The sequence below is a fragment of the Oxalobacteraceae bacterium OTU3CAMAD1 genome (assembly GCA_024123915.1).
GTDB lineage: Bacteria > Pseudomonadota > Gammaproteobacteria > Burkholderiales > Burkholderiaceae_D > Rugamonas.
This window is the reverse complement of the sequence record CP099650.1, coordinates 2763377-2789135: the sequence shown is the minus strand read 5'-3', so window position 1 is coordinate 2789135 and position 25759 is coordinate 2763377. Positions and strand designations below refer to the sequence as shown.

General features: G+C 63.4%; 25 protein-coding genes. 7 read left to right on the top strand and 18 right to left on the bottom strand.

The window, feature by feature from the left end:
• Window position 1: 1 nt before the first annotated feature.
• The 16 genes from NHH88_11990 to flhD form a co-directional block, all read right to left on the bottom strand.
• Complete coding sequence (locus tag NHH88_11990; GenBank protein ID USX16460.1) at window positions 2-1219, bottom strand: HDOD domain-containing protein; 1218 nt, start codon at window positions 1217-1219, stop codon at window positions 2-4.
• 66 nt (window positions 1220-1285) lie between these two features.
• Window positions 1286-1954, bottom strand: a complete 669-nt coding sequence (gene cheZ, locus NHH88_11985) for a protein phosphatase CheZ (GenBank protein ID USX16459.1) — start codon at window positions 1952-1954, stop codon at window positions 1286-1288.
• Window positions 1954-2343: a chemotaxis response regulator CheY gene (gene cheY, locus NHH88_11980; protein USX16458.1), complete on the bottom strand. Its 390-nt coding sequence runs from the start codon at window positions 2341-2343 to the stop codon at window positions 1954-1956. Before cheY ends, cheZ begins: the two co-directional genes overlap by 1 nt.
• A 179-nt stretch (window positions 2344-2522) precedes the next feature.
• Window positions 2523-3593, bottom strand: a complete 1071-nt coding sequence (locus NHH88_11975) for a chemotaxis response regulator protein-glutamate methylesterase (protein USX16457.1) — start codon at window positions 3591-3593, stop codon at window positions 2523-2525.
• Between the two features lie 65 nt (window positions 3594-3658).
• Window positions 3659-4255, bottom strand: coding sequence for a chemoreceptor glutamine deamidase CheD (cheD, locus tag NHH88_11970; GenBank protein ID USX16456.1), 597 nt, complete (start codon window positions 4253-4255; stop codon window positions 3659-3661).
• 3 nt (window positions 4256-4258) lie between these two features.
• A complete protein-coding gene (locus NHH88_11965) occupies window positions 4259-5134 on the bottom strand; it encodes a chemotaxis protein CheR (protein ID USX16455.1) in 876 nt (291 codons plus the stop codon).
• Window positions 5135-5203: 69 nt separating this feature from the next.
• Window positions 5204-6925, bottom strand: a complete 1722-nt coding sequence (locus tag NHH88_11960) for a methyl-accepting chemotaxis protein (GenBank protein ID USX16454.1) — start codon at window positions 6923-6925, stop codon at window positions 5204-5206.
• Between the two features lie 134 nt (window positions 6926-7059).
• Entirely contained in the window at window positions 7060-7548 is a 489-nt protein-coding gene (locus NHH88_11955) for a chemotaxis protein CheW (protein ID USX16453.1), read from the bottom strand.
• 32 nt (window positions 7549-7580) lie between these two features.
• Window positions 7581-9767, bottom strand: coding sequence for a chemotaxis protein CheA (gene cheA / locus NHH88_11950; GenBank protein ID USX16452.1), 2187 nt, complete (start codon window positions 9765-9767; stop codon window positions 7581-7583).
• A 39-nt stretch (window positions 9768-9806) separates the two neighbouring features.
• On the bottom strand, window positions 9807-10172 hold the full coding sequence (locus NHH88_11945; GenBank protein ID USX16451.1) for a response regulator: 366 nt from the start codon (window positions 10170-10172) through the stop codon (window positions 9807-9809).
• Between the two features lie 84 nt (window positions 10173-10256).
• Window positions 10257-10805: a chemotaxis protein gene (locus NHH88_11940; protein ID USX16450.1), complete on the bottom strand. Its 549-nt coding sequence runs from the start codon at window positions 10803-10805 to the stop codon at window positions 10257-10259.
• Window positions 10806-10872: 67 nt separating this feature from the next.
• Window positions 10873-11835 (bottom strand): flagellar motor protein MotB, encoded by a 963-nt coding sequence (motB, locus tag NHH88_11935; GenBank protein USX16449.1) that lies wholly within the window; start codon window positions 11833-11835, stop codon window positions 10873-10875.
• A gap of 52 nt (window positions 11836-11887) precedes the next feature.
• Window positions 11888-12748 carry a flagellar motor stator protein MotA gene (gene motA / locus NHH88_11930; protein USX16448.1) on the bottom strand — a complete coding sequence of 287 codons (861 nt, stop codon included), beginning with the start codon at window positions 12746-12748 and terminating at the stop codon, window positions 11888-11890.
• A gap of 132 nt (window positions 12749-12880) precedes the next feature.
• Complete coding sequence (locus tag NHH88_11925) at window positions 12881-13627, bottom strand: class I SAM-dependent methyltransferase (GenBank protein ID USX17327.1); 747 nt, start codon at window positions 13625-13627, stop codon at window positions 12881-12883.
• A 62-nt stretch (window positions 13628-13689) separates the two neighbouring features.
• Window positions 13690-14235 carry a flagellar transcriptional regulator FlhC gene (flhC, locus tag NHH88_11920; protein USX16447.1) on the bottom strand — a complete coding sequence of 182 codons (546 nt, stop codon included), beginning with the start codon at window positions 14233-14235 and terminating at the stop codon, window positions 13690-13692.
• A gap of 77 nt (window positions 14236-14312) precedes the next feature.
• Window positions 14313-14630 carry a flagellar transcriptional regulator FlhD gene (flhD, locus tag NHH88_11915; GenBank protein ID USX16446.1) on the bottom strand — a complete coding sequence of 106 codons (318 nt, stop codon included), beginning with the start codon at window positions 14628-14630 and terminating at the stop codon, window positions 14313-14315.
• Between the two features lie 628 nt (window positions 14631-15258).
• Between flhD and kynU the strand changes: the two genes are divergently transcribed.
• The 4 genes from kynU (at window position 15259) to NHH88_11895 (ending at window position 18808) form a co-directional block, all read left to right on the top strand.
• Window positions 15259-16509 (top strand): kynureninase, encoded by a 1251-nt coding sequence (gene kynU / locus NHH88_11910; protein ID USX16445.1) that lies wholly within the window; start codon window positions 15259-15261, stop codon window positions 16507-16509.
• Window positions 16510-16555: 46 nt separating this feature from the next.
• Window positions 16556-17404, top strand: a complete 849-nt coding sequence (gene kynA, locus NHH88_11905) for a tryptophan 2,3-dioxygenase (protein USX17326.1) — start codon at window positions 16556-16558, stop codon at window positions 17402-17404.
• 156 nt (window positions 17405-17560) lie between these two features.
• On the top strand, window positions 17561-18106 hold the full coding sequence (locus NHH88_11900) for an alpha/beta hydrolase (protein ID USX16444.1): 546 nt from the start codon (window positions 17561-17563) through the stop codon (window positions 18104-18106).
• Window positions 18107-18187: 81 nt separating this feature from the next.
• Entirely contained in the window at window positions 18188-18808 is a 621-nt protein-coding gene (locus NHH88_11895; protein USX16443.1) for a CHRD domain-containing protein, read from the top strand.
• A 132-nt stretch (window positions 18809-18940) separates the two neighbouring features.
• Here the strand turns inward: NHH88_11895 and htpG are convergent, their stop codons facing one another.
• On the bottom strand, window positions 18941-20860 hold the full coding sequence (htpG, locus tag NHH88_11890) for a molecular chaperone HtpG (protein USX16442.1): 1920 nt from the start codon (window positions 20858-20860) through the stop codon (window positions 18941-18943).
• Window positions 20861-21002: 142 nt separating this feature from the next.
• Window positions 21003-22673, bottom strand: a complete 1671-nt coding sequence (locus NHH88_11885; GenBank protein ID USX16441.1) for a PLP-dependent aminotransferase family protein — start codon at window positions 22671-22673, stop codon at window positions 21003-21005.
• A 214-nt stretch (window positions 22674-22887) separates the two neighbouring features.
• On the opposite strand from NHH88_11885, the gene NHH88_11880 reads away from it, so the two are divergent.
• The 3 genes from NHH88_11880 (at window position 22888) to NHH88_11870 (ending at window position 25645) form a co-directional block, all read left to right on the top strand.
• Entirely contained in the window at window positions 22888-23766 is an 879-nt protein-coding gene (locus tag NHH88_11880) for a DMT family transporter (GenBank protein USX17325.1), read from the top strand.
• Window positions 23767-23881: 115 nt separating this feature from the next.
• On the top strand, window positions 23882-24343 hold the full coding sequence (locus tag NHH88_11875; GenBank protein USX16440.1) for a RidA family protein: 462 nt from the start codon (window positions 23882-23884) through the stop codon (window positions 24341-24343).
• 108 nt (window positions 24344-24451) lie between these two features.
• Window positions 24452-25645, top strand: coding sequence for a PLP-dependent aminotransferase family protein (locus tag NHH88_11870; GenBank protein USX16439.1), 1194 nt, complete (start codon window positions 24452-24454; stop codon window positions 25643-25645).
• Window positions 25646-25759 lie beyond the last annotated feature (114 nt).

Genomic DNA, 25759 nt, shown 5'->3' with positions numbered 1-25759 from the left:
GCTACGCGGCCACGCTTTGCGCCCACGCCAGCGCCGACAGGTGCGCCGTGTTGACGTCTTCCGGGCTCAGCTTGAGCGTCGCCGCCAGCGAGGCAACCAGATCGGAATTGAGCTCGCAGGCCTCGGCCAGCGCCAGATACGGCCCGTACTTGCCGCCGCGCGTCAGCAACGCCGTCACCACATCATCCGACAACTGGATGTTGGCCAGCACCTCTTTCATGCTGATGCCCAGCAGCCGGTCCAGCAGCGAGAACATGCCGGCAACGAAGATGTTCTCGGCCTCGCTCTTGCCCAGCGCGGCCTGCCCCAGCAGCTCGGCCAGGCGCCCGCGCACCACCGCCGTCTCCAGCAGCACCGGCGAATAGCCGGAGGTGCTGGCCGTCGCCAACAGCAAGGTCAGCCAGCGGTACAGCGGCGTATAGCCCAGCAAGGCCAGCGCCTGCCGGATCGACTGCACCTCCCGCCCCGCGCCGAAGCCGGCCGAGTTGATGAAGCGCAGCAGCTTGTACGACAGGGTGGCGTCATGCTTGAGCACGGTTTCGATGTTGCCGATGTCGGCATTCTGCCGCACCATCTGCATCAGCTGCATGATGATCGTTTGCGCCGGATTCATGCCGCTCGACATCAAGCTGGTGCGTGGCGTCAGGTGCAGCTTGCCGACGAAGGCGTTCAGCCCCAGCGCGGCGCAGGCGTCGAAATCGGCCCAGTTGCTGACGGGACGCGCGATCATGCCCACCGTCGATTGCTTGAAGGCGGCGTAGGTGCGCGCCTGCGTGGCGACGTCGGCGCCGGAAAAGCGCACCTCGACGTACGAGGCCAGGGTCGGCAGGCGGGCGCCGCTGCGCGCCAGGTCGGCCTCGCGCAGCAGGATGCCGACGCCGCCGGCGCGCAGCGCCTGCACAGCCGCCAGGGTGTCCGGATTGGCCAGCGCGGACGTCTTGAGCGAGAGCACCGTGCGCTCCGGCGGCAGGCGATGCAAGGCATCGGTCGACAGCATGGCCGGCACGGCTTCTAGAAAGAGGATTTTGTCGCGCAGCAGCCAGTTGCCGCCGTTGTCCTCGTCGACCATTTGCTCGGCGACGAAGTCGACCAGCAACTCCAGGTCGGCCGGCGTCGAGGCCGGCGCGGACTTCTGCTGTTGCCAGGACAATTCATAGCCCACCACCCGCTGCTTGGGATCCAACAACGGCTCTCGAACGAGGAAATTGGTCTGGTGCATGGTTATGAAGGGTGAAGCCAGCGGCCCGGGCGCCAGGCGCGGGCTACGGGCGGTACAGCGCCAAGGTCAGAAGCCCAGACTGTCGAGCAGGTCGTCCACCTGCTCCTGGTCGGCCACCACGCCCTCGCCTTTCGGATCGATCTGCGGTCCGTTGAGCAAGCCGTTGTCGATTTCCTTCTTCATCTGTTCCGGCGCAAAATCGATCAGCATCTGCACCAGCTGCTTTTCCAGGTTTTGCGCGATCGACGTCACCTTCTTGATCACCTGCCCGGTCAAGTCCTGGAAGTCCTGGGCCATCATGATGTCCATCAGATGGGCCTTGGTCTCGGACGAGCCGGCCGCGGCGCCGTCGAGCGCGGCGATGGTCTGCCACGCCAGCGCGCGCCACTGTTCGTCGGCCGGGGCGCCGGCGCCGTCGACGGAGGCGGCCAGCAGGCCGCTCCACGACGCGCTCAACTGCCTGGCGTCGCCGGCGATGCGGTCCTGCAGCGGACTGGCGGCGTCGGTGGCGTTTAATACTTTCTGCGCCGCGTCCTCGCTTAGACGGGCCACATAATCGAGGCGGTCGCGGGCGTCGGGAATGTCCGACGCCGCTTTTTCGATCAGCTTGTCCAGGCCGAGACCGCGCAAACTTTCATGCAAGGCCCGGGTCATGTGACCGATACGCGACAAAAACTCCTCGTTCGGCTCCGTCGCTGACAACGCGACGGCGCCGCTTTGTTGCTCAACCATCATCAAGCTCCGAGTTTTTCGAAGATCTTGTTCAGCTTTTCATCCAGCGTGGCGGCGGTGAATGGTTTGACCACGTAGCCGTTGGCGCCGGCCTGGGCGGCGGCGATGATGTTTTCCTTCTTCGCTTCGGCCGTCACCATCAGCACCGGCAGCTTGGCCAGCGCCGGGTCGGCACGGATGTTTTGCAGCATCGTCAGGCCGTCCATGTTCGGCATGTTCCAGTCCGACACGACGAAGTCGAACGATTCGGCGCGCAGCTTCGCCAGCGCCATCACGCCGTCTTCGGCCTCGTCGACATTGGCATAACCCAGTTCTTTCAACAGATTCCGGACGATGCGGCGCATCGTCGAAAAATCGTCAACAACTAAAAATTTCATCTTTGGATCAGCCATGAATTACTCCGTTGATTCTCTACGCGGTTGTGAATAATGCCTACAATTTCCATCAAGTTGTAGGATAGCATTTTCGTTGCTCTAAGGCGAACAAAGTAGCAGTAAAACGTCACCCGGGACACATTTAGCCCGGGTTCCTCGCAATTACACGGGTAATCGCACAAACAATTGAATAGCGACTATACCCGCAGCGCGCGCGAGCCGTGCGCGGCCAGGTGGCCCAGCACCATGCCCGGCAGCGCCTGCAGGGCGCCGATCTCGTGCGCGGCGCCGACCGCGATCGCCTCGCGCGGCATGCCGAACACCACGCAACTGGCCTCGTCCTGGGCGAAATTATACGCCCCGGCCGTGCGCATCTCCAGCATGCCGGCGGCGCCGTCCTTGCCCATGCCGGTCAGGATCACGCCGACCGCGTTCTTGCCGGCCGCCTGCGCCGCCGAGCGGAACAGCACGTCGACCGAAGGCCGGTGGCGGTTGACCGGATCGGCCTGGTCGATGCGGGTCATGTAGTTGGCGCCGCTGCGGGTCAGGTACAGGTGCGAGTGGCCCGGCGCGATGTAGGCGTGGCCCGGCAGCACCCGCTCGTTGCCGGCCGCCTCCTGCACCGAGATCTTGCACAGGCTGTCGAGCCGCTTGGCGAACGAGCGGGTGAAGCCCTCGGGCATGTGCTGCGCGATCAGGATGCCGGGGCAGTCCGACGGCATCTGCATCAGGAATTCGCGGATCGCCTCGGTGCCGCCGGTGGAGGCGCCGATGATGATCAGTTTTTCCGACGACGTCAGCGGGTTGCGCAGCTGCGGCAAAGGCACCTGCCCCTCGGCGCCCGGCTGGGGCAGCACGCGCGCGCGCACGCGGGCCTTGGCGGCGGCGCGGATCTTGTCGGTGATGAGGTCGGTGTACTCGCGCATGCCCGCCTGGATCGAGATTTTCGGTTTGGTGACGAAATCGACGGCGCCCAGTTCCAGCGCGCGCATCGTGATTTCCGAGCCCCGCTCGGTCAGCGAGGATACCATCACCACCGGCATCGGCCGCAAACGCATCAATTTCTCCAGGAAATCGAGGCCGTCCATCTTCGGCATCTCGACGTCCAGGGTCAGCACGTCGGGATTGGTCTGCTTGATCAAATCGCGCGCCACCAGCGGATCGGGCGCCACGCCCACCACTTCCATGTCGGCCTGGCTGTTGATGATCTCGCTCATGACGCTGCGAATCAACGCGGAGTCATCGACGATGAGGACTTTGATCTTCATAAAACGCTACTTTCCGGGCCTGGCCCTGTATCTACTCTGTCTACTGTATCTGTTTGGACGGTCGGTCAGAACAGATCGATCTCGCCACCGACCGGCGCCTTTTTGAGGCGGCTGGCGTATTCGTTCTCGCGCTTGGCGAGGGTGTCGTTATGGGTTTGCATCAGCTTCTTGACCAGCACCTTGCCGGTGCGCGGGAAGAAGTACACCTTGCGCGGGTGGATGTCGTTCAAGTCCTCGGCCACCACGCGGATCTTCTCGGTCTTGAGGAAGCTGAGCACGAAGGCGGCGTTGCGCTCGCCGACGTTGATCGCCGTGAAGCCCTTGAGCACGGCGCCGCCGCCGAACACCTTGGCCTCCATGTTCTCGCGCTTGGCGCCGGCCTTGAGCAGGTCGTTGATCAGGATCTCCATCGCGTAGGTGCCGTAGCGGGCCGAGGCCGACACCGGGCTGCCGTCGCCGCCGCCGTCGGGCAGCATGAAGTGGTTCATGCCGCCCAGGCCGGTGACGCGGTCGCGGATGCAGGCCGACACGCACGAGCCGAGCACGGTCACGATCAGCATGTCCTTGTTGGTGAAGTAATACTCGCCGGGCAATATCTTGGCGGCGTCGCAGTCGAACGTGCGATCGAAATACACGTTCGTGGCAAATTGTTCGAGGTCCATAGCTTATCTCGTGTTGGTCGCGCCGCTTTTGGTAGCGGCGCCACGGTGTTGATCGTCCAACTCGTACACCGTCTTGCCGCGTAGTTTGAGCGACTCCGACACGTAGAGGAAATTCTCCGAATGGCCCGCGAAGAGCAAGGCGTCCGGCTTCATCAATGGGACAAAGCGCGACAGGATCTTGCGCTGCGTCGGCTTGTCGAAATAGATCATCACGTTGCGGCAAAAGATGACGTCGAACTGGCCGCTGACGGGCCAGCCGTCGGCCAGCAGGTTGAGCGGTTTGAACGTGATCATATTGCGCAGTTCGGGGCGCACGCGCGCCATGCCTTCGCGGTCGCCCTTGCCCTTCAGGAAGAAGCGGCGCGAACGCTCCGGCGACATCTTGTCGAGCCGGTCCATCGTATAGACGCCGTTTTCGGCGTGGGCCAGCACGTTGGTGTCGATGTCGGTGGCGATGATGTGGCAGTTCGGCGTCAAGGTGTTGAACGCCTCGCACACCGTCATCGCGATCGAATACGGCTCCTCGCCGGTGGAGGCGGCCGAGCACCAGATGGTGATCGGCTCGCGCTTGTTCTTCACATGCTCGGCCAGCAGCGGGAAGTGGTGCGCCTCGCGGAAGAACGACGTCAGGTTGGTGGTCAGCGCGTTGGTGAACGACTCCCACTCCTCGCCCAGGCGGCCCGCCTCGAGGTCGTCGAGGTACTTGGCGAACGAGGCGATGCCGGTGGCGCGCAGCCGCCGCGCCAGGCGGCTGTAGACCATTTCCTGCTTGCTGTCGGCCAGCGAGATGCCGGCGCGTTTGTAGATGAGGCCGCGAACACGTTCGAAATCCTTGGCATTGAAATCGAACTCTTTGACGGTGTCTTTAGTATGCGGCATTGGGTATTCCTTGGTTTACTGCACTGGTGCTGCTTTTGCTGTTGCTGTTGCTGTTGCTAATGCTATTGTTTAAAATTCTTCCCACTCGTCGCCGCTGGTCTGCGACGACGTGGTCAGCTTCTTCGGCGCCGCCGGCGCCTTGGGCTTGGAGGCCGGTGGCGGCGCGGCCGGGGCGCTTACCTGCCGGGGCGCGGCGTGCGCGACCGGCTTCGGCGCGGCGATCGCCGGCCGGCGCATGCCGGCATCCTCGGCCAGCTTGAACACGCTGACCGCCTGCGCCAGCAACTCGGCCTGCTCTTGCATGCTCTCGGCGGCGGCCGCCGACTGCTCGACCAGCGCGGCGTTCTGCTGCGTCATCTCGTCCATCTGCGTGATGGCCTGGTTGACTTCCTCGATGCCGTTGCTCTGTTCCTGCGTGGCGGCGGTGATCTCGCCCATGATGTCGGCCACCTGGCGGATCGACGTCACGATCAGGTCCATGGTCTGTCCGGCCTCGTCGACCAGGCGGCTGCCGGCGTCGACCTTGTTGACCGAGTCGCCGATCAATTCCTTGATTTCCTTGGCCGCGCCGGCCGAGCGCTGCGCCAGGTTGCGCACTTCCGACGCCACCACCGCGAAGCCGCGGCCCTGCTCGCCGGCGCGCGCCGCTTCCACGGCCGCGTTCAGCGCCAGGATGTTGGTCTGGAAGGCGATGCCGTCGATCACGCCGATGATGTCGACGATCTTGCTCGAGCTGGCCTTGATCGAGCCCATGGTCTCGACCACCTGCGACACCACGCTGCCGCCCTTCTCGGCCACCGACGAGGCGGTCACCGCGAGTTGGTTGGCCTGGCGGGCGTTGTCGGCGTTCTGCTTGACGGTCGACGTCAGTTCTTCCATCGACGACGCGGTTTCCTCCAGCGAGCTCGCTTGCGACTCGGTGCGCGACGACAGGTCGGCGTTGCCGGCGGCGATTTCGTGCGAGGCCGTGGTGATCAGTTCGGTACCGCTGCGCACATCGCCCACCGTCTTGGCCAGGCTCTCGTTCATGTCCCGCAGCGCCTGCAGCAATTCGCTCGTTTCATCCTTGCCCTCGACCCGCACGTCCGAGGTCAGCTCGCCCGAGGCCACGCGCTGGGCCACGGCCACCGCGCCCGACAGCGGCACCACGATCGAACGGGTGATCACCACCGCGCACAGCACGCCCAGCGCCACGGCCACGGCGCCCAGGCCGAACAGCACGAACATCAGCGAGCGGTCGGCGGTGACGGAACCCTCCATCACATGCTTGGCGTCGGCCTGCTGCATGTCGACCAGTTTATTAATCTGCGTCAGCGTTTGCTGGTTGAGCGGATCGATGCGGCCGGAAATGACCTTGGCCGCGCCCTCGCTGTTAAACGCCAGCACTTGCCCGATCGCCTCCTTGAAGGCGCTTTCGGTGTCGGCGTCGAGCTTGGAGATATCGCCCAGCACCTTTTTCTCGTCGTCGTTCAGGCCCAGCGCCTTGAGGTCGGTGACCGCCTTGTCGTAGTGGGCGCGGTGGTCCTTGACCTTCTGCTCTTCCTTCTGCATCAGGCTCACGTCCGATTGCAGGCCGATGTTGCGCATGGCGATGCCGGTCTCCAGCATCGCGCTTTTCATGGCCGCCGCCTGCAGATTCTTGGCGGTGCTCAGCTCCAGGCCCGTGGTCAGCTTGTTCTTGTTGCTAAAGTTGAGGTAGTTGGTCATCAGGACCATCGCCACCAGGATCAGCAGAATGCCACCGAAACCGATGCGCAGCCGTGTACCGATGGTGAAATCGCGTAAATTCATGTTGTTTCTCCCCTATGCTGTCTGTGCGTGTGCTCGCCGGAACGGCACTACCAAGCCGATGATCGTTATAGTCTTTTGGCGCGCCCTCTGTGGAGCGCTTCCGCGGGCGACTGCCGACCGCTTTGGGGCTGGATTTAGGCCGCCAGTTGTTCCATCAAGCCCATCTCGGCGCTCGACATCAGTTTGTCGATGTTCACCAGGATCAGCATGCGTTCGTCGATGGTGCCCAGGCCGATCATGTAGTCGGAGCTGAAGGCGGTGCCCATCTCCGGCGCCGGCTTGACCTGCTCCGGCGTCAAGGTGGTCACGTCGGACACCGAATCGACCACCATGCCGACGATGCGGCCGTTGATGTTAAGGATGATGACGACGGTGAACTGGTCGTACACCGGCTCGCCCAGGTTGAACTTGATGCGCATGTCCACCACCGGGATGATGATGCCGCGCAGGTTGATCACGCCCTTGATGAAGTCGGGCGCGTTGGCGATGCGGGTGACTACTTCGTAGCCCCGGATCTCCTGCACCTTGAGGATGTCGATGCCGTATTCCTCCGAGCCCAGCGTGAACGCCAGGTATTCGTGGCCGGCGATCTCGTTTGCGCCTGTGGTTAGTACGTCTGCCATGATGGTTTCCTATTTACGTTGCGTTGGTTCGGTCAGGAGAAAATTTGTTCGTCGGACAGCTGGCGCGACGAGCGTATCAGCGCGGCGACATCGAGGATCAGCGACACGCCGCCGTCGCCCAGGATGGTGGCCCCGGAAATGCCGGCCACCTTGCGGTAATTCGATTCCAGGTTCTTGACCACCACCTGCTGCTGCCCGACCAGGTCGTCGATGAACAGGCCCGCCTTGCGGCCGTCCGTCTCGATGATGACCACGATGCCCTGGGTCGGATCGGTGAAGCGCGGCGTGATGTCGAACATCTGGTACAAGGGCACCAGCGGCAGGTACTCGCCGCGCACCTTGATGACGCGGCCCTTGCCGCTGATTTCCTTGACGTCGTCGGCCACCGGCTGCAGCGACTCGATGACAAAGCCCAGCGGCAGGATGTAGACCTCCTCGCCGACCCGGATCGACATGCCGTCCAAAATCGCCAACGTCAGCGGCAGCGAGATCGAGATCGTCGTGCCGAAGCCCTTGGCCGAGCGGATGTCGACCACGCCGCCCATGGCGGTGATGTTGCGCTTGACGACATCCATGCCGACGCCGCGTCCGGAGACGTCGGTCACCGTCTCGGCGGTCGAGAAGCCGGGCGCGAAGATCAGTTGCCAGACCTCGGCGTCGCTCATCGTCTCGCTCACCGGCAGGCCGTTTTGCTCGGCCTTGGCCAGGATGCGCTCGCGGTTCAAGCCGCCGCCGTCGTCCGACACCTCGATGATGATGTTGCCGCCCTGGTGGGAGGCCGACAAAAACAGCCGTCCCGACTCGCTTTTGCCTGCGGCGCGGCGAACGTCCGGCATCTCGATGCCGTGGTCGATCGAGTTGCGCACCAGGTGCGTCAACGGATCGACGATGCGCTCGATCAGGCCCTTGTCCAGTTCCGTGGCCGCGCCGTTGGTGATGAAATCGACCTTCTTGCCCAGCTTGGCCGCCAGGTCGCGCACCATGCGCGGGAAGCGCGAGAACACGAAGTCCATCGGCATCATGCGGATCGACATCACTGCTTCCTGCAGGTCGCGGGTGTTGCGCGTCAGCTGGCTCACGCTATTCAACAGGCGCTCGTGCGCCATCGGATCGAGCGTGTCGACGCGCTGCTCGATCATCGCCTGCGTGATCACCAGCTCGCCCACCAGGTTGATCAACTGGTCGACCTTCTCGATCGACACGCGGATCGACGACGATTCGGCGCCGGCCGACGCGCCCTTCTCCTTGGCGGCTTTCTTTTCCTGTTCCTCGACCACGGCCGGCGGAGGCGGCGCCTCGATCACGATGCCGGCAGCGGCGCGGATCTGCTCGACCGGCTGGAAGAAGCCGTAGCCGTTGGCGTCGTCGTTGCCTTCCTTGGCGTTGGCGCGGATCTCGTCGAGCGGCTGGAAGAAGCCGTAGCCCTGGCCGCCGCCCGCCATCGGCGGATGCAATTCGGTTTCGTCGAAAAAGCCGTAACCGAGGTCGCTCTCGACCTTGGAACGCTCGGCGTTTTCCATGCGGGCCTGCTTGTCGCTCAGCGCCGGCAATTCGGTCACCACCATGTCGTCCGGATTGAGCACGAAGGAGCAGATGGCGATGATGTCGTCGAGGCTCTCGTGCGTGGTCACGACCATCGCATTGCGGTCCTTGTCGAGCGGCGTGATGGACACATGGCCCATCAATCCCAGCTCGGCGCCGAGCGCGGTCACTTCGCGGTGCACCATGACGGGCAGCTCGAGCCGGTAGCGGCGTCCGCCGCTGTGGTCGACCACCTTCGCTTCGGTCGCGTTGAACGCCGGGGCCACCGGCGACAGCGCCACCACCGGCACGTCCTGGGTCAGCGACTGCAGCATCATGCGCACGTCGCCGACGGCGTCCTGGTCGACGGTGCTGCCGAGGCGATGGCCGTCGAGCTGCATCTTGAGGATGTCCTTGGCGGCCAGGAAGGCGTCGACGTGCTCGGACGTCAGCGCCATCTCGCCCTTGCGGATGCGGTCGAGCAGGGTCTCAAGGATGTGCGTGACCTCCGTCATGTCGGTGACGCCGAACGTGGAGGCGCCGCCCTTGACGGAATGCGCGGTGCGGAAGATCGCGTTCAGATCCTCGGCATCGGGGGCGGCGACGTCCACGGCCAGCAGCAGCCGCTCCATTTCAGCCAGCAGTTCCTCGGCCTCATCGAAGAAGACCTGGAAAAACTGGCTTATGTCGATGGTCATGGTGATACTCCGTAAAGTTCGCTCATTGCTCGCGCCTTATCAGCCGATGACCTTCTTCACTACCTCGATGAGGCGCTGCGGATCGAACGGTTTGACCAGCCAGCCGTTGGCGCCGGCCGCGCGGCCCTTGGCCTTCATCTCGTCGGACGACTCGGTGGTCAGCATCAGGATCGGGGTCTTGGCGTAGGTCGGCAGTTCGCGCAGCAGCGCGATCAGCTGCAGGCCGTCCATGCGCGGCATGTTCTGGTCGGTCAGCACCAGGTCGACGCTTTGCAGCTTGGCTTTTTCCAGGCCGTCCTGGCCGTCAACCGCCTCCACCACCAGATAACCGGCGGCCTTCAGGCTGAAGGCCACCATCTGGCGCAGGGAACTGGAATCATCAACTGCAAGTATTGTCTTGGCCATCTTGGTTCTCACTCTTATCAATGCTGGACGCTCGCGTCCATTTTTTTTAAAACAATCGGTGTTCAGCGGTGGCCTGCTCGGCCCTTAAAACAATTCGATGTCGCCGCTCTCCAGGTGTTGCTGACTTACCGCCTTGCGCAACACGCTGCGCAGTTCCAAACTCTGTATCGCCAGCGCCATGCTGACCTTGCCCAGCAGGGCGACGATCTCCTCGTTGTCGCTCTCGGGCAGCATCTCGGCGCCATGCGCGCCCAAGGTGCCGAGGAACTCGCGCAGGCCGGTGACGCGCTTGAGCGTGCGGTCGATCAGCTGGCTCGTCATGTCCTGGAACTGCATGCTGGTGATGGCGGCGTTGACATAGCCGCCCACCTGCCCCTGCAGCGCCTGCAGCTGCGCGCGCTGCTCGGGCGAGGCGATGCCGCCGTCGAGCAGCAGTTGGATCGTGGCCTGCTCGGCCTCCACCGTCTGGTGGATGGCCATGAAGTTGAACGACAGCTTCTCGATGGCCTCCTCCAGCAGCAGCCGGGTCTGGATGAGATCGGTCTCGACCTCGGTCAAATGCTTGCGCCCGTGGTCAGACACGCCCGACAGCAGGCGTTTTACATGCGACCCAAGGATTTTTTTTCTCGTCATAACATTCTCGTTGTTCTACTCTTCGCTGCGCGCTTTACACGTTGCCTGGTACCACCTGTTGCACTGTCTATTTGCGGACCGGCGGCCCCGGCGGCGCTGCCGCCGCGGCCGGTGGCGCCGCCAAGGCCGCCGCCGCGTCCTCCTCGGCGCCGACCTCGATCTGGCGGCCGCCGTCGCGGATCACGCTCTCCTCGGTCCGCTTGTTCATCACCAGGATGCTGATGCGGCGGTTGATCGGATTGAACGGATCGGCCTTGTCCAGATTGGCGGCCGAGGCCAGCCCCACCACCCGCAGCACCTTGGCGTCGGCCATGCCGCCGACGATCAGTTCGCGCCGCGAGGCGTTGGCGCGGTCGGCCGACAATTCCCAGTTGCTGTAGCCGCTCTCGCTCATGTACGGCGTCGAATCGGTATGGCCCGACAGGCCGATGCGGTTCGGCACATCGTTCAGCACAAAACCGATTTCGTGCAAAATCTCTTTGGTGTACGACTGCAAATCGGCCTTGGCCAGCGCGAACATCGGACGGTTCTGCTCGTCGACGATCTGGATCCGCAAGCCCTCGGTCGTGATATCGAGCAGCAGCTGGTTCTTGTACTTGACCAGCACCGGATTGGTTTCAATCGCGGCCTCGATCTTGTCCTTCAGCGACTTCAGGCGCTGCGCATCCTCGGCCTCGACGGCGGCGCGCGCGGCGTTGATGTTGACCTTCTTCTGCGCGCTCGGGTCGCTGCTGGCCGCGACCTGGCCGTCCTTGCGGGTCAGGTCCTTGCCGCCGCCGGGAATCACCGACGAACTGTCGCCGCTGCCCGAGCCGCCCTGCATGGCCACCTTCAGCGGCGTCTTGAAGTAATCCGAGATCCCTTTCAAGTCGCCCTTGGAGGTCGAACCGAGCAGCCACATCAGCAGGAAGAACGCCATCATCGCCGTCACGAAGTCGGCATACGCGATCTTCCACGCGCCGCCATGGTGGCCGCCGCCGCCCTTCTTGATGCGCTTGACGATAATTGGCCGTAAGCCTTCTTCAGCCATGACGATTCCTCAATGAGTCCAACACGATTCCAATAGCGCGTTTCATCCCGGCTTACTTCGCCTTCGATTTCTTGATATGGTCTTCCAGCTCGCCGAAGGTCGGACGCTCGGTCGAGTACAGCACCTTGCGGCCGAACTCGACGGCCAGCGCCGGCGCGTAGCCGTTCAGGCTGGCCAGCAGGGTGACCTTGACGCACTGGTACATCTTGGTCGACTCCTCCAGTTTCTGCTCAAGCAGACTGGATAGTGGAGCGACGAAACCGTAGGCCAGCAAAATCCCCAGGAAGGTGCCGACCAGCGCGTGCGCGATCAGAATCCCCAGCTCGGCCGGCGGTAAGCCGACGTTTTCCATCGTGTGCACCACGCCCATCACCGCCGCGACGATACCGAACGCCGGCAAGCCGTCGCCCAGCTTGGCGATGGCGTGCGACGGCGCCGCGCCTTCGTGGTGGTGGGTCTCGATCTCGTTGTCCATCAGGTTCTCGATCTGGAACGCATCCATATTCCCCGACACCATCAGGCGCAGGTAATCGGTCATGAATTCGACGATGTGATGGTCCTCCAGCACGCTCGGATACTTGCTGAACAGCGGGCTTTGCTCCGGGCTGTCGATGTCGCCTTCGATCGACATCAAGCCTTCCTTGCGGACCTTGGAGAGGACGTCGAACAGCAGCGACATCATCTCCATATATAAATCCTTGGTGTAGCGCGATCCCTTGAACAGGGTCGGCAGCGCGGCCAAGGTGGCCTTGATGGTCTTGCCGTTGTTGCCGACGATGAAAGCACCGACGGCGCCGCCGCCGATCATCACCAGCTCGAGCGGCTGGAACAACGCGGCCAGATGCCCGCCCGCCATCGCGTAACCGCCGAAGACGCCGACCAGCACCACCACATATCCAATTATGACTAACAAGTGACCTGACTCCCCATAGTGAAACAAGGCCAAAATGTCAACTAACGCCGGCCGGATTTCAATAAATTTACGTGTAGAACTACAATAACGTGTCCGGGGGTGGCCGAGCAAGTGATTAACGCCAAATGATGCTTAAAAGTACCATTTATAGAGCGAGGCGGTGTCGTCTGTGGCGAGAATGGTCTGATCGGGCGCTCGGGCGTCGATTGCAAATTCATAGCTTATAAGTATGGCATCAGGACACATTTCCGCCTCCGCCTTGCGCCATAAACCGCCCATCGCGGCCGGCGAAAGATAGGCGAACACCAGGTCGAATTGGGCGAAATCGAGGCGCTCGTAATCGCCGAACAGGAAGCGCGCGCGGCTGCCGGTCATCGCGGCGCGCACCTTGCTGTATAACCAGGGCAGCGGCGCCAGTTCGATGCCGACGCATTCGATATCCGGCCGCGCGCGCGCCAGGTACATCACCAACCCGCCCAGTCCGCTGCCGATGTCGATCACGCGCAGCGGCCGGCCGCTGACGTCTCCAACCCTGCGGGGCGGCGGCAACTGCTGGCGCACCGCGTCCCACACGGCCGGGTGCGACGGGTAATAAGGAACCTGCGTGCGGAAGGTCGACCAATACAGGCCCAGCAGCACCAGGAAGACCGCCAGGAACAGCCACGGCGGCAGCCGCAGCGACAAGGCCGCCAGCACCGCCAGCGGGAAAAAGAATTCGATCGCGCGCCACCACACGGCCAGCCCCGCCAGCCACGTGATGGCGGCGGCGACCAGGCCGTGCACGACGGCGACGGTCAGGTAATCGACGGGAAAATGGAAGGTGGCCAGCAGGTACACCAGGCCGAGGCTGAGCGGCGCGGCGCCGCATTGGATCAGCAAGGCCCGCACGGCGGGCGCGCGGACGATGCGTTGAAGATAGGACGATTGGGGAATGTGGCGGGTCACGCGGCCACGGCGTCGGCGTCGCGGGATTTCTTGGTCTTGCCGGCGCGCGAAGGCATGTGGCACAGGCCGCAGACATAGCTGCCGTTCAGGTCCATGCAGTTGACCACGTATTTACCCTGGCATTTGCCGCAAGGGGCCAGTTCCAGCATCTTGCTGCCGAAAAAGCGCACCAGCGTCCAGGCGCGGGTCAGCGACAGCAGCGGCTCTTCGCCCGGTTCCGGCGGCATTTGTTCCAGGTACAGCTTGTAGGCCTTCATGACCGCTTCGATGCCGGTGGCGCCGGCGTGGTCGACCAGGAATTTATGGATGTTGATGAACAGCGAGGAATGGATGTTCGGCTGCCAGGTCAGGAACCAGTCGGTCGAGAACGGCAGCATGCCCTTCGGCGGCGACACGCCGCGCAGCTCTTTGTACAGCTTGAGCAGGCGCTCGCGCGACAGCGACACTTCGGTTTCCAGCAGTTGCAGGCGCGCGCCCAGCTGGATCAGTTCAATCGCAAGCTGAATTTCCTGTGCTTCGGACACTACGCTTTTCTTGGTCATGATCCCTGCTCCCGGCTGTCTAGATGATGGTAATGCGCTTTGCGATGCGATGGCGTTCGGTACGACGTGCGGTGCGATTAAGCGATTTCTTCGACAGCCTGGCCGGCCATCAGGATGGCGGCGTGCGACTGGGCCAGGGAACGGTCTTTATTATGGCTGGTCAGCATCGACAGGATGGCGCCGTCGTCGAAGCGGAAGCGGGCCAGCATCATGTTGCCGCCTGCCAGTTTGAGGATTTGAGCGTTGCTCATGCCTTCGATCAGGTCGGCGATGTCGGCGCCGATGCCCAGACGGAAGATCGCAGTGACTTTGTCGGCACGGATCATCTGCTGCGCGAGCATCAGGTAGCTCAGGTTAGCGTCGCGAATTTCAGCCATCATATCGTTTGCGGTCATTTCCATCTCCAGTATTTGTTTCACTGCGGAACACAATTGCGTTTCCAGTGAGATACATTCTGCGGGAGCAACAAAAATACGAGTAGAGGAGACTTTCCGTATTTTCCGTCGGGAAATAGCGAACGCGACCCGTCGGTGTTTGTCTGACAAACACTCGTGGGTCTAGGCCCTACGCCCTTGCGGCGTGGAAATTATGTGGCTGAGAATCTTCAAAAAAGTCCTGTCATGACACGAAAAAATTGTTCGTACGGCGACTCTTTTTTGCTACATCTAACCCGGTTACGGCAGCTTTTTCGGGAACTTTAGGGTTTCCACAGAAAAATTTTAAATTATTTTCGACTACATTCATGCAAGCTGAGCCGCGTTTTACTTCCTTTTACGCGCTTCATGAATCTGGTAACGGCAGGGTGTCCGGGAACTTTAGGGTTTTTTTGAATTTATTTGAAAAAAATCGGAAATAATTTTCGCATTGCCCGCAAAGCTAGTATCCATGCGGGTTCGCGGGGTGTCGGGCCATGGCGCGGACACCCCGCTCCTCGGCGAAACCAGCGGTATTTCCTGTTACACTGGCGGATCAGACAACTTGTTTAAGCCTAAAGTATCAATGGACTCAAAAGAAGGTGACTCAATGACAACTCGCAATGACTGCCTGCAACGCGATGCACAAGATCCGCTCGCCGCGCTGCGCGACCGCTTCGATCTGCCGGCCGGCGTGATATATCTCGATGGCAACTCCTTGGGGGCGCGGCCAAAAGCCGCCCTGACCCGCGCCCAGCACGTCATCGCGCAGGAATGGGGGCATGACCTGATCCGCAGTTGGAATACCGCCGGTTGGTTTGATTTGCCAAAACGACTAGGTAATCGGCTGGCGCCGCTGATCGGCGGCGCCCCGGACGAGGTGGTCATCACCGACACCACCTCGCTCAACCTGTTCAAGGCGCTGGCCGCCGCGCTGCACATGCAGGCCGGCGACCCGGTCTCCGCGACCCGGCGCGTGATCGTCACCGAGCGCTCCAACTTCCCGACCGACATTTATATGGCCCAGGGCCTGAGCGGCTGGCTCGATCGTGGTTATTCCGTCAAGCTGGTCGACTCGGTCGAGGAACTGCCGGCCGCCATCGGCGCCGACACCGCCGTCGTCATGCTGACCCACGTGAACTACCGCACCGGCTACCAGCACGACATGCGCGCCGCCAGCGCCCTCGCCCACGCGGCCGGCGCGCTGATCGTCTGGGACCTGGCCCACTCGGCCGGCGCGGTGCCGCTGGACCTGAACGGCGACGGCGCCGACCTGGCCGTCGGCTGCACCTATAAGTATCTGAACGGCGGTCCCGGCGCCCCGGCCTTCATCTGGGTGCCGCGCCGGCACCAGCCCCGCTTCACGCAGCCGCTGTCGGGCTGGTGGGGCCACGCCGCGCCGTTCGCCATGGCGCCGGACTTCGCCCCGACCGACGGCATCGGCCGCGCGCTGTGCGGCACGCAACCGGTGGTGTCGCTGGCGATGGTCGAGAGCGGGCTGGAGGTGTTCGAACAAACGTCGATGGCGGCGATCCGCGACAAATCGCTGGCGCTCACCGACCTGTTCATCGAACTGGTGGAGCGGCGCTGCGCCGACCACCCTCTGGGACTGGTCACGCCCCGGGAGCACGCGCGCCGGGGCAGCCAGGTCAGCTTTACGCATCCGCACGGCTACGCGGTGATGTCGGCGCTGATCGCGCGCGGCGTCATCGGCGACTACCGCGAGCCGGCCATCATGCGCTTCGGTTTCACGCCGCTGTACACCAGCTATACGGAAGTATGGGACGCGGTCGAGATCCTGCGCGACATCCTGGACCGCAAAGACTACGACGTCGACGCCAAGCGCGACGCCGTCACCTGACGAGATCATCATGACCGAACAAAAACCGGCGGCCAGCGGCTGCCCGATGCACGCCAACCAGGATAGCGTTGGCGACGCCGAATGGCACGGCGCGCAGATGGACTTCAGCAACTCGATGAGCTACGGCGACTATCTGGGCCTGAACCAGATCCTCAACGCCCAGCACCCGCTGTCGCCCAACCACAACGAAATGCTGTTCATCGTCCAGCATCAGACCAGCGAACTGTGGATGAAGCTGATGCTGCACGAAATGCACGCCGTGCGCGCGCACCTGCAATCGAACGACCTGGCGCCGGCCTTCAAGATGCTGGCGCGGGTGGCGCGCATCATGGACCAGCTGGTGCACGCCTGGGACGTGCTGGCGACAATGACGCCGCCCGAATACACCGCGATCCGCCCGTATCTGGGCGCTTCGTCCGGCTTCCAGTCGTATCAATACCGCGAGATCGAGTTCATCCTCGGCAACAAGAACGCCGCCCTGCTGAGTGTCCATAACACCGCGCCGGACGCCTTCGCGGTGCTGGACAAAGCCCTGCGCGAGCCGTCGGTGTACGATGAGGCGATCAAGCTGCTGGCCCGCAACGGCCTGCCGATCGCCGCCGAGCGGCTCGACGCCGACTGGACCCTGCCGACGGCCGCCGACGAGTCGGTGCAGAACGCGTGGCTGGAGGTGTACCGCGACCCGTCGAAGCACTGGGCCCTGTACGAGCTGGCCGAAAAGCTGGTCGACCTGGAGACGGCGTTCCGTTTCTGGCGCTTCCGGCACGTCACCACGGTCGAGCGCATCATCGGCTTCAAGACCGGCACCGGCGGCACGGCCGGCGTCAGCTACCTGCGCAAGATGCTCGACGTGGTGCTGTTCCCCGAACTGTTCGCCCTGAGAACAGCGCTGTAAAACCCGCGGGGTCAAGTCTGACATTCGGACACGGGCTGGGCAGTAGTTCCCACGGATCACTGGATTTGTTTCCGCTTGCGCATATCACGCGGGGCCACGCGGCACGGCACCGTGGCCGGGTTAAGATGCCAGCCAGCCAACCGAGCAAGGAAGCAAATGGACTACGAAGTATTAACCCTGGCCGGCCTGTGGAACTCCGGCCCAACCCACTGGCAAACCCGCTGGGAGCAAAACCACCCGACCTGGGTCCGCGTGCCCCACCGCGACTGGGAAACCCCGGACCGCGACGAATGGGTGGCCGAACTGGACGCCGCCATCGCCCTGTGCCAACGTCCGCCGGTGGTGGCCGCGCACAGCCTGAGCTGCTCCCTGGTGACGCGCTGGGCCGCCTCCGGCTCCGCGCACCGCATCGCCGGCGCCTTCCTGGTCGCGCCCAGCGACACCGACGCCCCCTCCTATCCCGACTGCACCACCGGCTTCCAGCCGATGCTGCTGGAGCGCCTGCCCTTCCCCAGCATCGTCATCGCCAGCGCGAACGATCCCTACGTTAGCACGGCCCGCGCGCGGCAGTTCGCACAGGCCTGGGGAAGCGACTACACCGAGATCGGCGACGCCGGCCATATCAACGGCGGCGCCGGCTACGGCCCCTGGCCGGAAGGCGAAAAGCTGCTGCTGGACCTCTGCAAAAAAGTCCAGCGCTGAGGGAACTACCGCTCGGACACTCCCTCTAACATTGACGCAAGAAGACCCAATAACGCGTCAATAACAAGGGAGGAAACAAGAATGAATCAGCGTATCCGCACTTATGTGGCGGCGGCAGGCTTGATGTTGTCGGCCATGAGCGCCGGCGCCGCCAACTACAGCGCCATCCTCACCGGGCCGCAGGAAGAGCCGCCCAACACCTCGCCCGGTATAGGCGCCAGCACGATCAGGTTCGATCCGGCCGCCCATCTATTGGAAATCAACGTCACCTTCAGCGGTCTGATCGGGGAAACCAACGCCGCGCACATCCACTGCTGCACCCCGGCGCCGCGCACCGGCGTAGCCGGCGTGTTGACGGAACTTCCCACTTTAAGCGGCTTCCCCCTGGGGGTCCGCAACGGCGTCTACAGCCGAACCTACGACACCTCGCAGACGTCGAGCTGGAATCCCGCCTACCTGAGCGCTTGGGGCGGAAGTACAGCGTTCGCCGAAGCAGCGTTTGAAAGCGGCCTCAGGGCTGGGACCGCTTATTTCAACATCCACACCAGCTACGCCCCGGCCGGCGAGGTACGCGGCTTCTACGAGCCGGCGCCGGCCGCGGTGATTCCAGAACCGGAAAGCATGGCGATGCTAGGCATTGGCCTGCCGGTGATGCTGATGCTGGCGAGGCGACGCTCGAAAAATTCGGTCAAATCAAAATAACTTCTAAAACACGTAGGGCGGATTAGCGAAGCGTAATCGGCCATCTGTGAGCCGTCGACGGCTCATGGATGGCCGATTACGGCGTTCCGCCTAATCCGCCCTACGTGTATCTGTGGTAACTCTTGCGCTTGCCTACTTGCTGGCGCCGCTCAGCAGCATCTCGTTCAGACGCTTGACGAACGAGGCCGGATCGCTCAGCGAACCGCCTTCGGCCAGCAACGCCTGATCGAACAGGATGTTGGCCCAATCGCCGAACAAGGTGCCCGATTCCTCGTACTTCAAACGCGTCACCAGCGGGTGGTTCGGATTGATCTCGAGGATAGGCTTGGACTCCGGCGCGCTCTGCCCCGCCGCCTTCAGCATGCGCAGCAGATTACCCGACAGCTCATGCTCATCCGCCACCAGGCAGGCCGGCGAATCGGTCAGGCGGAACGTCACGCGCACGTCCTTGGCTTTGTCCGACAAGGCTTCCTTCATCTTGCCGACCAAATCCTTGTACGAGTTCTCGGTCTCCTCGTGCTCCTTCTTCTCTTCCTCGTCTTCCAGCGCGCCCAGATCCAGGCCGCCCTTGGCCACCGATACCAGCTCCTTGCCTTCGAACTCGGTCAGGAACGACAGCATCCACTCGTCGACACGGTCGGTCAGCAGCAGCACTTCGACGCCCTTCTTGCGGAAGATTTCCAGGTGCGGGCTGTTTTTCGCGGCGACGTAGTTATCGGCCGTGACGTAGTAGATCTTGTCCTGGCCTTCCTTCAGGCGCGCGACATACTGCTCCAGCGAGACGCTTTGCTCGTCGTTCTCGTTGGCGGTCGAGGCGAAGCGCAGCAGCTTGGCCAGACGGTCCTTGTTGGTGGCGTCCTCGCCGATGCCCTCTTTCAGCACCTGGCCGAATTCCTTCCAGAAGGTGACGTACTTGTCCTTCTTCTCCTGTTCTTCGGCGTTGGCCAGTTCCTCCAGCATGCCGATCACGCGCTTGGTCGAACCGTCGCGGATCACCTTGACGTCGCGCGACTCCTGCAGGATCTCGCGCGAGACGTTCAGCGGCAGGTCGGCCGAGTCGATCACACCCTTGACCATGCGCAGGTAGGCCGGCATCAGCTGCTCGGCATCGTCCATGATGAAGACGCGCTTGACGTATAGCTTGATGCCGCCGCGCTTGTTGCGGTCCCACAGGTCGAACGGCGCCTTGGCCGGGATGTACAGCAGCTGCGTGTACTCGCTGCGGCCTTCGACGCGGTTGTGCGTGTACGACAGCGGCGCCTGGAAGTCGTGCGAGACGTGCTTGTAGAATTCCTCGTACTGCTCCGGGGTGATTTCCGACTTGCTGCGCGCCCACAGCGCGCTGGCCTGGTTGACGGTCTCGAATTCCTCCTTGACGACGGTTTCCTTCTTCTCGTCGTCCCACTCCTCTTTCTGCATCACGATCGGCAGCGAGATATGGTCGGAGTATTTGCGGATGATGGATTTGATCTTCCAGGAGGACAGCAGTTCGTCCTCGCCTTCGCGCAGGTGCAGGATGATGTCGGTGCCGCGGCCGGTCTTTTCGATCTGCTCGACCGAGTAATCGCCCTCGCCGGCCGATTCCCAGCGCACGCCCTCGGACGCCTCGGCGCCCGCGCGGCGGGTTTCGACGGTGATCTTGTCGGCGACGATGAAGCCGGAGTAGAAGCCCACGCCGAACTGGCCGATCAGCGCCGCGTCCTGCTGCTGGTCGCCCGACAGCTTGCCGAAGAATTCCTTGGTGCCCGATTTGGCGATGGTGCCCAGGTGCGAGATCGCCTCGTCGCGGCTCATGCCGATGCCGTTGTCCGAAATGGTGATGGTGCGGGCAGCCTTGTCGAACGAGACCTTGATCTTCAGTTCATGGTCGTTGCCGTACAGGGCGTCGTTGTTGATCGCCTCGAAGCGCAGCTTGTCGGACGCGTCGGACGCGTTCGAGATCAACTCGCGCAGGAAAATCTCTTTATTCGAGTACAGGGAGTGGATCATCAGCTGCAACAGCTGTTTCACTTCAGCCTGGAAACCAAGGGTTTGCTTATCGTTATCTGCCATTTTTAAAGCCTCTAATAGTCTTAGTGTACGTGCGCGAAGTCGCACGGGTGTGGCGAAAGTGGGGATTATAAAATGGTTTTCAAGAGCAGCTTGCTATTTTCCCAACTTGCGAGTTGACTTATTGGCAAGTCATTTGCCCAACTCATTTTCCCAACTGCTGCTCCAGGAACTTCCACACGCCCGGCTCCTGCATCGCCGCCACATTGAGCCGCATGCGGGTCGACGGCAGCTGCGCCGGCGAGAACAGGCTGCCCGGCGCGAGCAGCAGGTTGTCTGCCATGGCGCGCTCGGTCAGCACGCTCGTGTCGCAACCGGCGTCGGCCCAGACGAACATCCCGGCCGGCGACGCCACGTCCACCTTCAGGCCGACGCGCTCCATCTGCCGCACCGCCTTGGCGCGGATGCCGTCGAGCCGCGTGCGTACCCGGTCCGCGTGCTTGCGGTAGGAGCCCTCGGACAGTACTTTATAGACCACCCGCTCGCCGATGTCGCTGGTGGTCAGGGTCGACAGCATCTTGCGGTCGGCCAGCCTCTCGGCCCGCTCGGCCGACGTGGCGATGAAGCCGACCCGCAGGTTGGCCGCCATCGTCTTCGAAAAGCCGCCCAGGTAAATCACCCGCTGCAGCTGGTCCAGCGCCGACAGCCGCGTGGCCGGCTGCACCGCGCTGCCGGGGTGCAGGTCGCAGTAAATATCGTCTTCGACGATGATGAAGTCGTGCTCCTCCGACAGCCGCAGCACCTGGAACGCCTTGGCCGCCGACAGCGACGTCGAACTGGGGTTGTGCAGCACCGAGTTAATAATATAGAGCTTGGGCTTGTGGATCGCCGCCAGCTCGGCCAACCGGGCGATATCCGGGCCGTCGGCCAGGCGCGGGATACCGATCACGTTCGCGCCCAAGGCGGCGAAGGAGCCGAACATCAGGAACCAGGCAGGATCGTCGACGAAAATGGTGTCGCCGGGGCGGGTGAACTCGCGCGCCACCATGTCCAGCGCCTGCGTGACGCCGGCAGTGGTGACGATTTGCTCCGGCGCGGCGGCAATTTCCAGCTCGGCGAGCTTGTGCTGCAGCTGCTGGCGCAGTGGCAGGAAGCCCTGCGGCAGGCCGTAGCTCACCAATAGATTGGGATTCTGGCGGCTGACCGCGCGCAGCGCGTTGGCGATCGCGGTGCCGTCCAGCCATTCCGGCGGCAGCACGCCGGAACCGGGCATCTGGTGGTGCGGCATCTGGCGGAACATGTTGCGCACCAGCCAAACCACGTCAACCGGCTTGGCGTCGAGACGGGAACGCGAAACCGGCGTCCCGGCCGCCGCCGATCCTTCTGTGGCGTTGAGCGCCATCGGCGCCCGCTCGCGGACGAAAAAGCCGGCGCCCCGGCGCGACTCCAGGTAGCCGGTCGCCACCAGTTTGTCGTAGCTGGCCACCACGGTGAAGGCGGACACGCCATGCGCGGCCGCGAACGCGCGGATCGACGGCATGCGCGCCCCGCCCCGCAGCAGCCGGTCGTCGATGCGCGCCGCCACCGAGCGCACGATCTGGTCGATGAGCGTTTCGCCCGATTCGCGCGACAGCAATCCCAGGAGCGGCCCGGCGGCCGGTTTGGATTTGGCCACGCGGCCGGCGCGCGCCGGCGCCGTCGGAACAGGCGCCGCTGCCGCCACTTTGGCGCCTGCCGGCAGCGACGCCACCGCCGGACCGGGTGCGGCGGCGGCCAGAGTGCGGGCGTGCGCGGCCGCCAACGCCTCATTGACAGCCTCGGCCGCTGCGGATGCGGCGGCCCCTAAAAGCGACGTGCGCTTGCGTGTATTGGTCATGCTACCGTCACAGTGTAAGAAATTAAGTTTAAAGTGTACTGGTACTGTACTGGCTTTTGTACCGTAGGATACACCTATAGAACGCGCAAATCCAAGCAAATCCACTGGAGCCAGCATGACCCGCATCGCCACTCACAGCGCCCCGCCCGCCACCGTAGCCCCAATTCCCACCCATGGCTCCCGCTTGGGCGGCATCGGCGACGAAACGGCGGGCATGCTGCTGGGGCTTATCGGCGTCGCCATTTTCAGCCTGACCTTGCCCTTCACACGGTTGGCCGTGGGCGCCGCCGGAGACGCCAACGGCCTGTCGCCGATGTTCGTCGCGCTGGCCCGCGCGCTGGTCGCCGCAGTCCTGGCCGGCGCCTGGCTGCTGTGGAAGCGCGCGCCGCTGCCGCCCCGCGCCGCATTGGGGCCGCTGGCGATGGTGGCCATCGGCTGCGTGATCGGCTTCCCGTGGCTGACCTCCGTCGCCATGCGCTCGCTGCCCGCCGCCCACGGCGCGGTCTTGATCGGCATCCTGCCGCTGGCCACCGCCGTCTTCGCGGCCCTGCTGGGAGGCGAAAAGCCGTCGGCCGGTTTCTGGATCATGGCCATGTGCGGCTCGGCGCTGGTGGCCGGCTTCGCGCTGCGCCAGAGCGGCGGCGGCCTGCATCCGGCCGATTTGGCGATCTTCGCCGCCGTGCTGCTGGCGGCCATGGGCTACGCCGCCGGCGGGCGCCTGTCGCAGACCCTGGGCGGCCAGCAAACCATCTGCTGGGCGCTGGTGCTGGCCGCGCCGGTGCTGCTCCCGGTGGTGGGCTGGCTGTGCTGGCGCGAGGCCGGCCAGATCGCCGCCGCCGGCGCGGCCGCCTGGACCGGCTTCGCCTACGTCTCGGTGTTCTCGATGTTCATCGGCTTCTTCTTCTGGTATCGCGGCATGGCGCTGGGCGGCGTGGCGCGGGTCGGCCAGGTGCAGCTGGTGCAGCCCTTCCTGTCGCTGCTCGGCGCGGCCGTGATCCTGGGCGAGGCGCTGGAGTGGCCGACCGTGATATTTGCAATCGCCGTCATCGCGACGGTGGGCATCGGCCGCAAAATGCAGGTGAAACGCGGCTAAAACCGTGGACTATTCTGATTTTGGCTCAATTGCAGGCATCGCCTGTCTCAAGAGTACAATATCGGTCTACAGCCCCACACCGAATTACTGCCTACTTACTAATATGGATAAGCACATGTCTGTCTACGAAAAACTGAAAGCGCTCGATATCACCCTGGCCGCACCGGCCACCCCAGCCGCCGCCTACGTCATGTACGCGCAAACCGGCAACACGGTGTTCATCTCGGGTCACATCGCCAAACGCGCCGACGGCAGCGTGTGGGTGGGCCAGCTGGGCAAGAATATCGACACGGCCGAAGGCAAGCAGGCCGCGCGCGCCATCGCCATCGACTTGATCGGCACCCTGCAGGCGGCAGTCGGCGGCGATTTGAACCGCGTGCGCCGCATCGTCAAGCTGATGAGCCTTGTGAATTCCACCCCTGATTTTACCGAACAGCACCTGGTCACCAACGGCGCTTCCGAGCTGCTGGGCGAAGTCTTCGGCGACGCCGGCAAACACGCCCGCTCGGCCTTTGGTGTCGCACAAATCCCGCTTGGCGCCTGCGTCGAAATCGAACTGATCGCGGAAGTCGCGTAAGCGGGCGGCGTCCTATCCGGCGCCGTTCCTTTTATAAAAGCCGCCACAAGCGCGCTTGTTGAATCGCCGGGCCGTCTTCGGCCGGGGCACACATCTAGTGAGACATGTATGAAAATCGAAAACCCGAACCCGATCCAGTGGCGCTTCTCCGAACGCGCCGACCAGCTGCAATCGTCCTTCATCCGCGAGATCCTGAAGATCACGCAGCAGCCAGAGATCATCTCCTTCGCCGGCGGCCTGCCGTCGCCGCTGACCTTCCCGGTCGACGAAATGAAGGTCGCCTTCGACAAGGTCCTGCAAAACAACGGCAAAGTGGCGCTGCAATACGGCCCGACCGACGGCTACCTGCCGCTGCGCCAGTGGATCGCCGACTCGCTGTCGACCAACGGCGCCAAAATCATCCCTGAACAGGTGCTGATGACGTCCGGCTCGCAGCAGGCGCTGGACCTGCTGGGCAAAGTGCTGATCGACGAAGGCAGCCGCGTGCTGGTCGAGACCCCGTCTTACCTGGGCGCGCTGCAAGCCTTCTCGGTCTACCGTCCGGAGTTCAAATCGGTCGACACCGACGAACATGGCCTGGTGCCGTCGTCGCTGGACCCCGTCGCCGCCGGCGCGCGCCTGCTGTACGCGCTGCCGAACTTCCAGAACCCGACCGGCCGCACCCTGTCCGTCGAGCGCCGCCTGGAGCTGGTCGAGACCTGCGCCCGTCTGGGCCTGCCGCTGATCGAGGACGATCCGTACGGCGCCTTGAGCTACAAGGGCGATCCGCTGCCGAAAATGGTGGCGATGAACCCGGAAGGCGTGATCTACATGGGCTCCTTCTCCAAGGTGCTGACGCCGGGCATCCGCCTGGGCTACGTGGTGGCCCCGCTGCCGCTGGTGCGCCGCCTGGAGCTGGCCAAGCAGGCCGCCGACCTGCACACCTCGCAGCTGACGCAGATGGTGGTGCATGAAGTGATCAAGGATGGCTTCCTCGAGCAGCACATCCCGAAAATCCGCACCCTGTACGGCAACCAGTGCCAGGTCATGCTGGACGCGATGGCCCAGTACTTCCCGGCCGGCGTCGAATGGACCAAGCCCGAAGGCGGCATGTTCATCTGGGTCACGCTGCCCAAGCACATCGACGCCATGAAACTGCTGGACGAGGCGATCGCCCAGAAGGTGGCCTTCGTACCGGGTTCGCCGTTCTACGCCAACGAACCGGAAACCAACACTTTGCGCCTGTCGTTCGTGACCGTGCCGCCGGAACGCATCCGCGCCGGCATCGAGATCCTCGGCAAACTGATCGCCGCCAAGATCTAAAGACGGTTCCCTGAAGTATCCCGTGGGCGGCGTTCGCCGCCCACACTCCCCTTCTTGTCATCCCTGCAAAGAAAAGCACGGTCCCTTCCAGGCATTGGGCCGCCGTCACTTTCA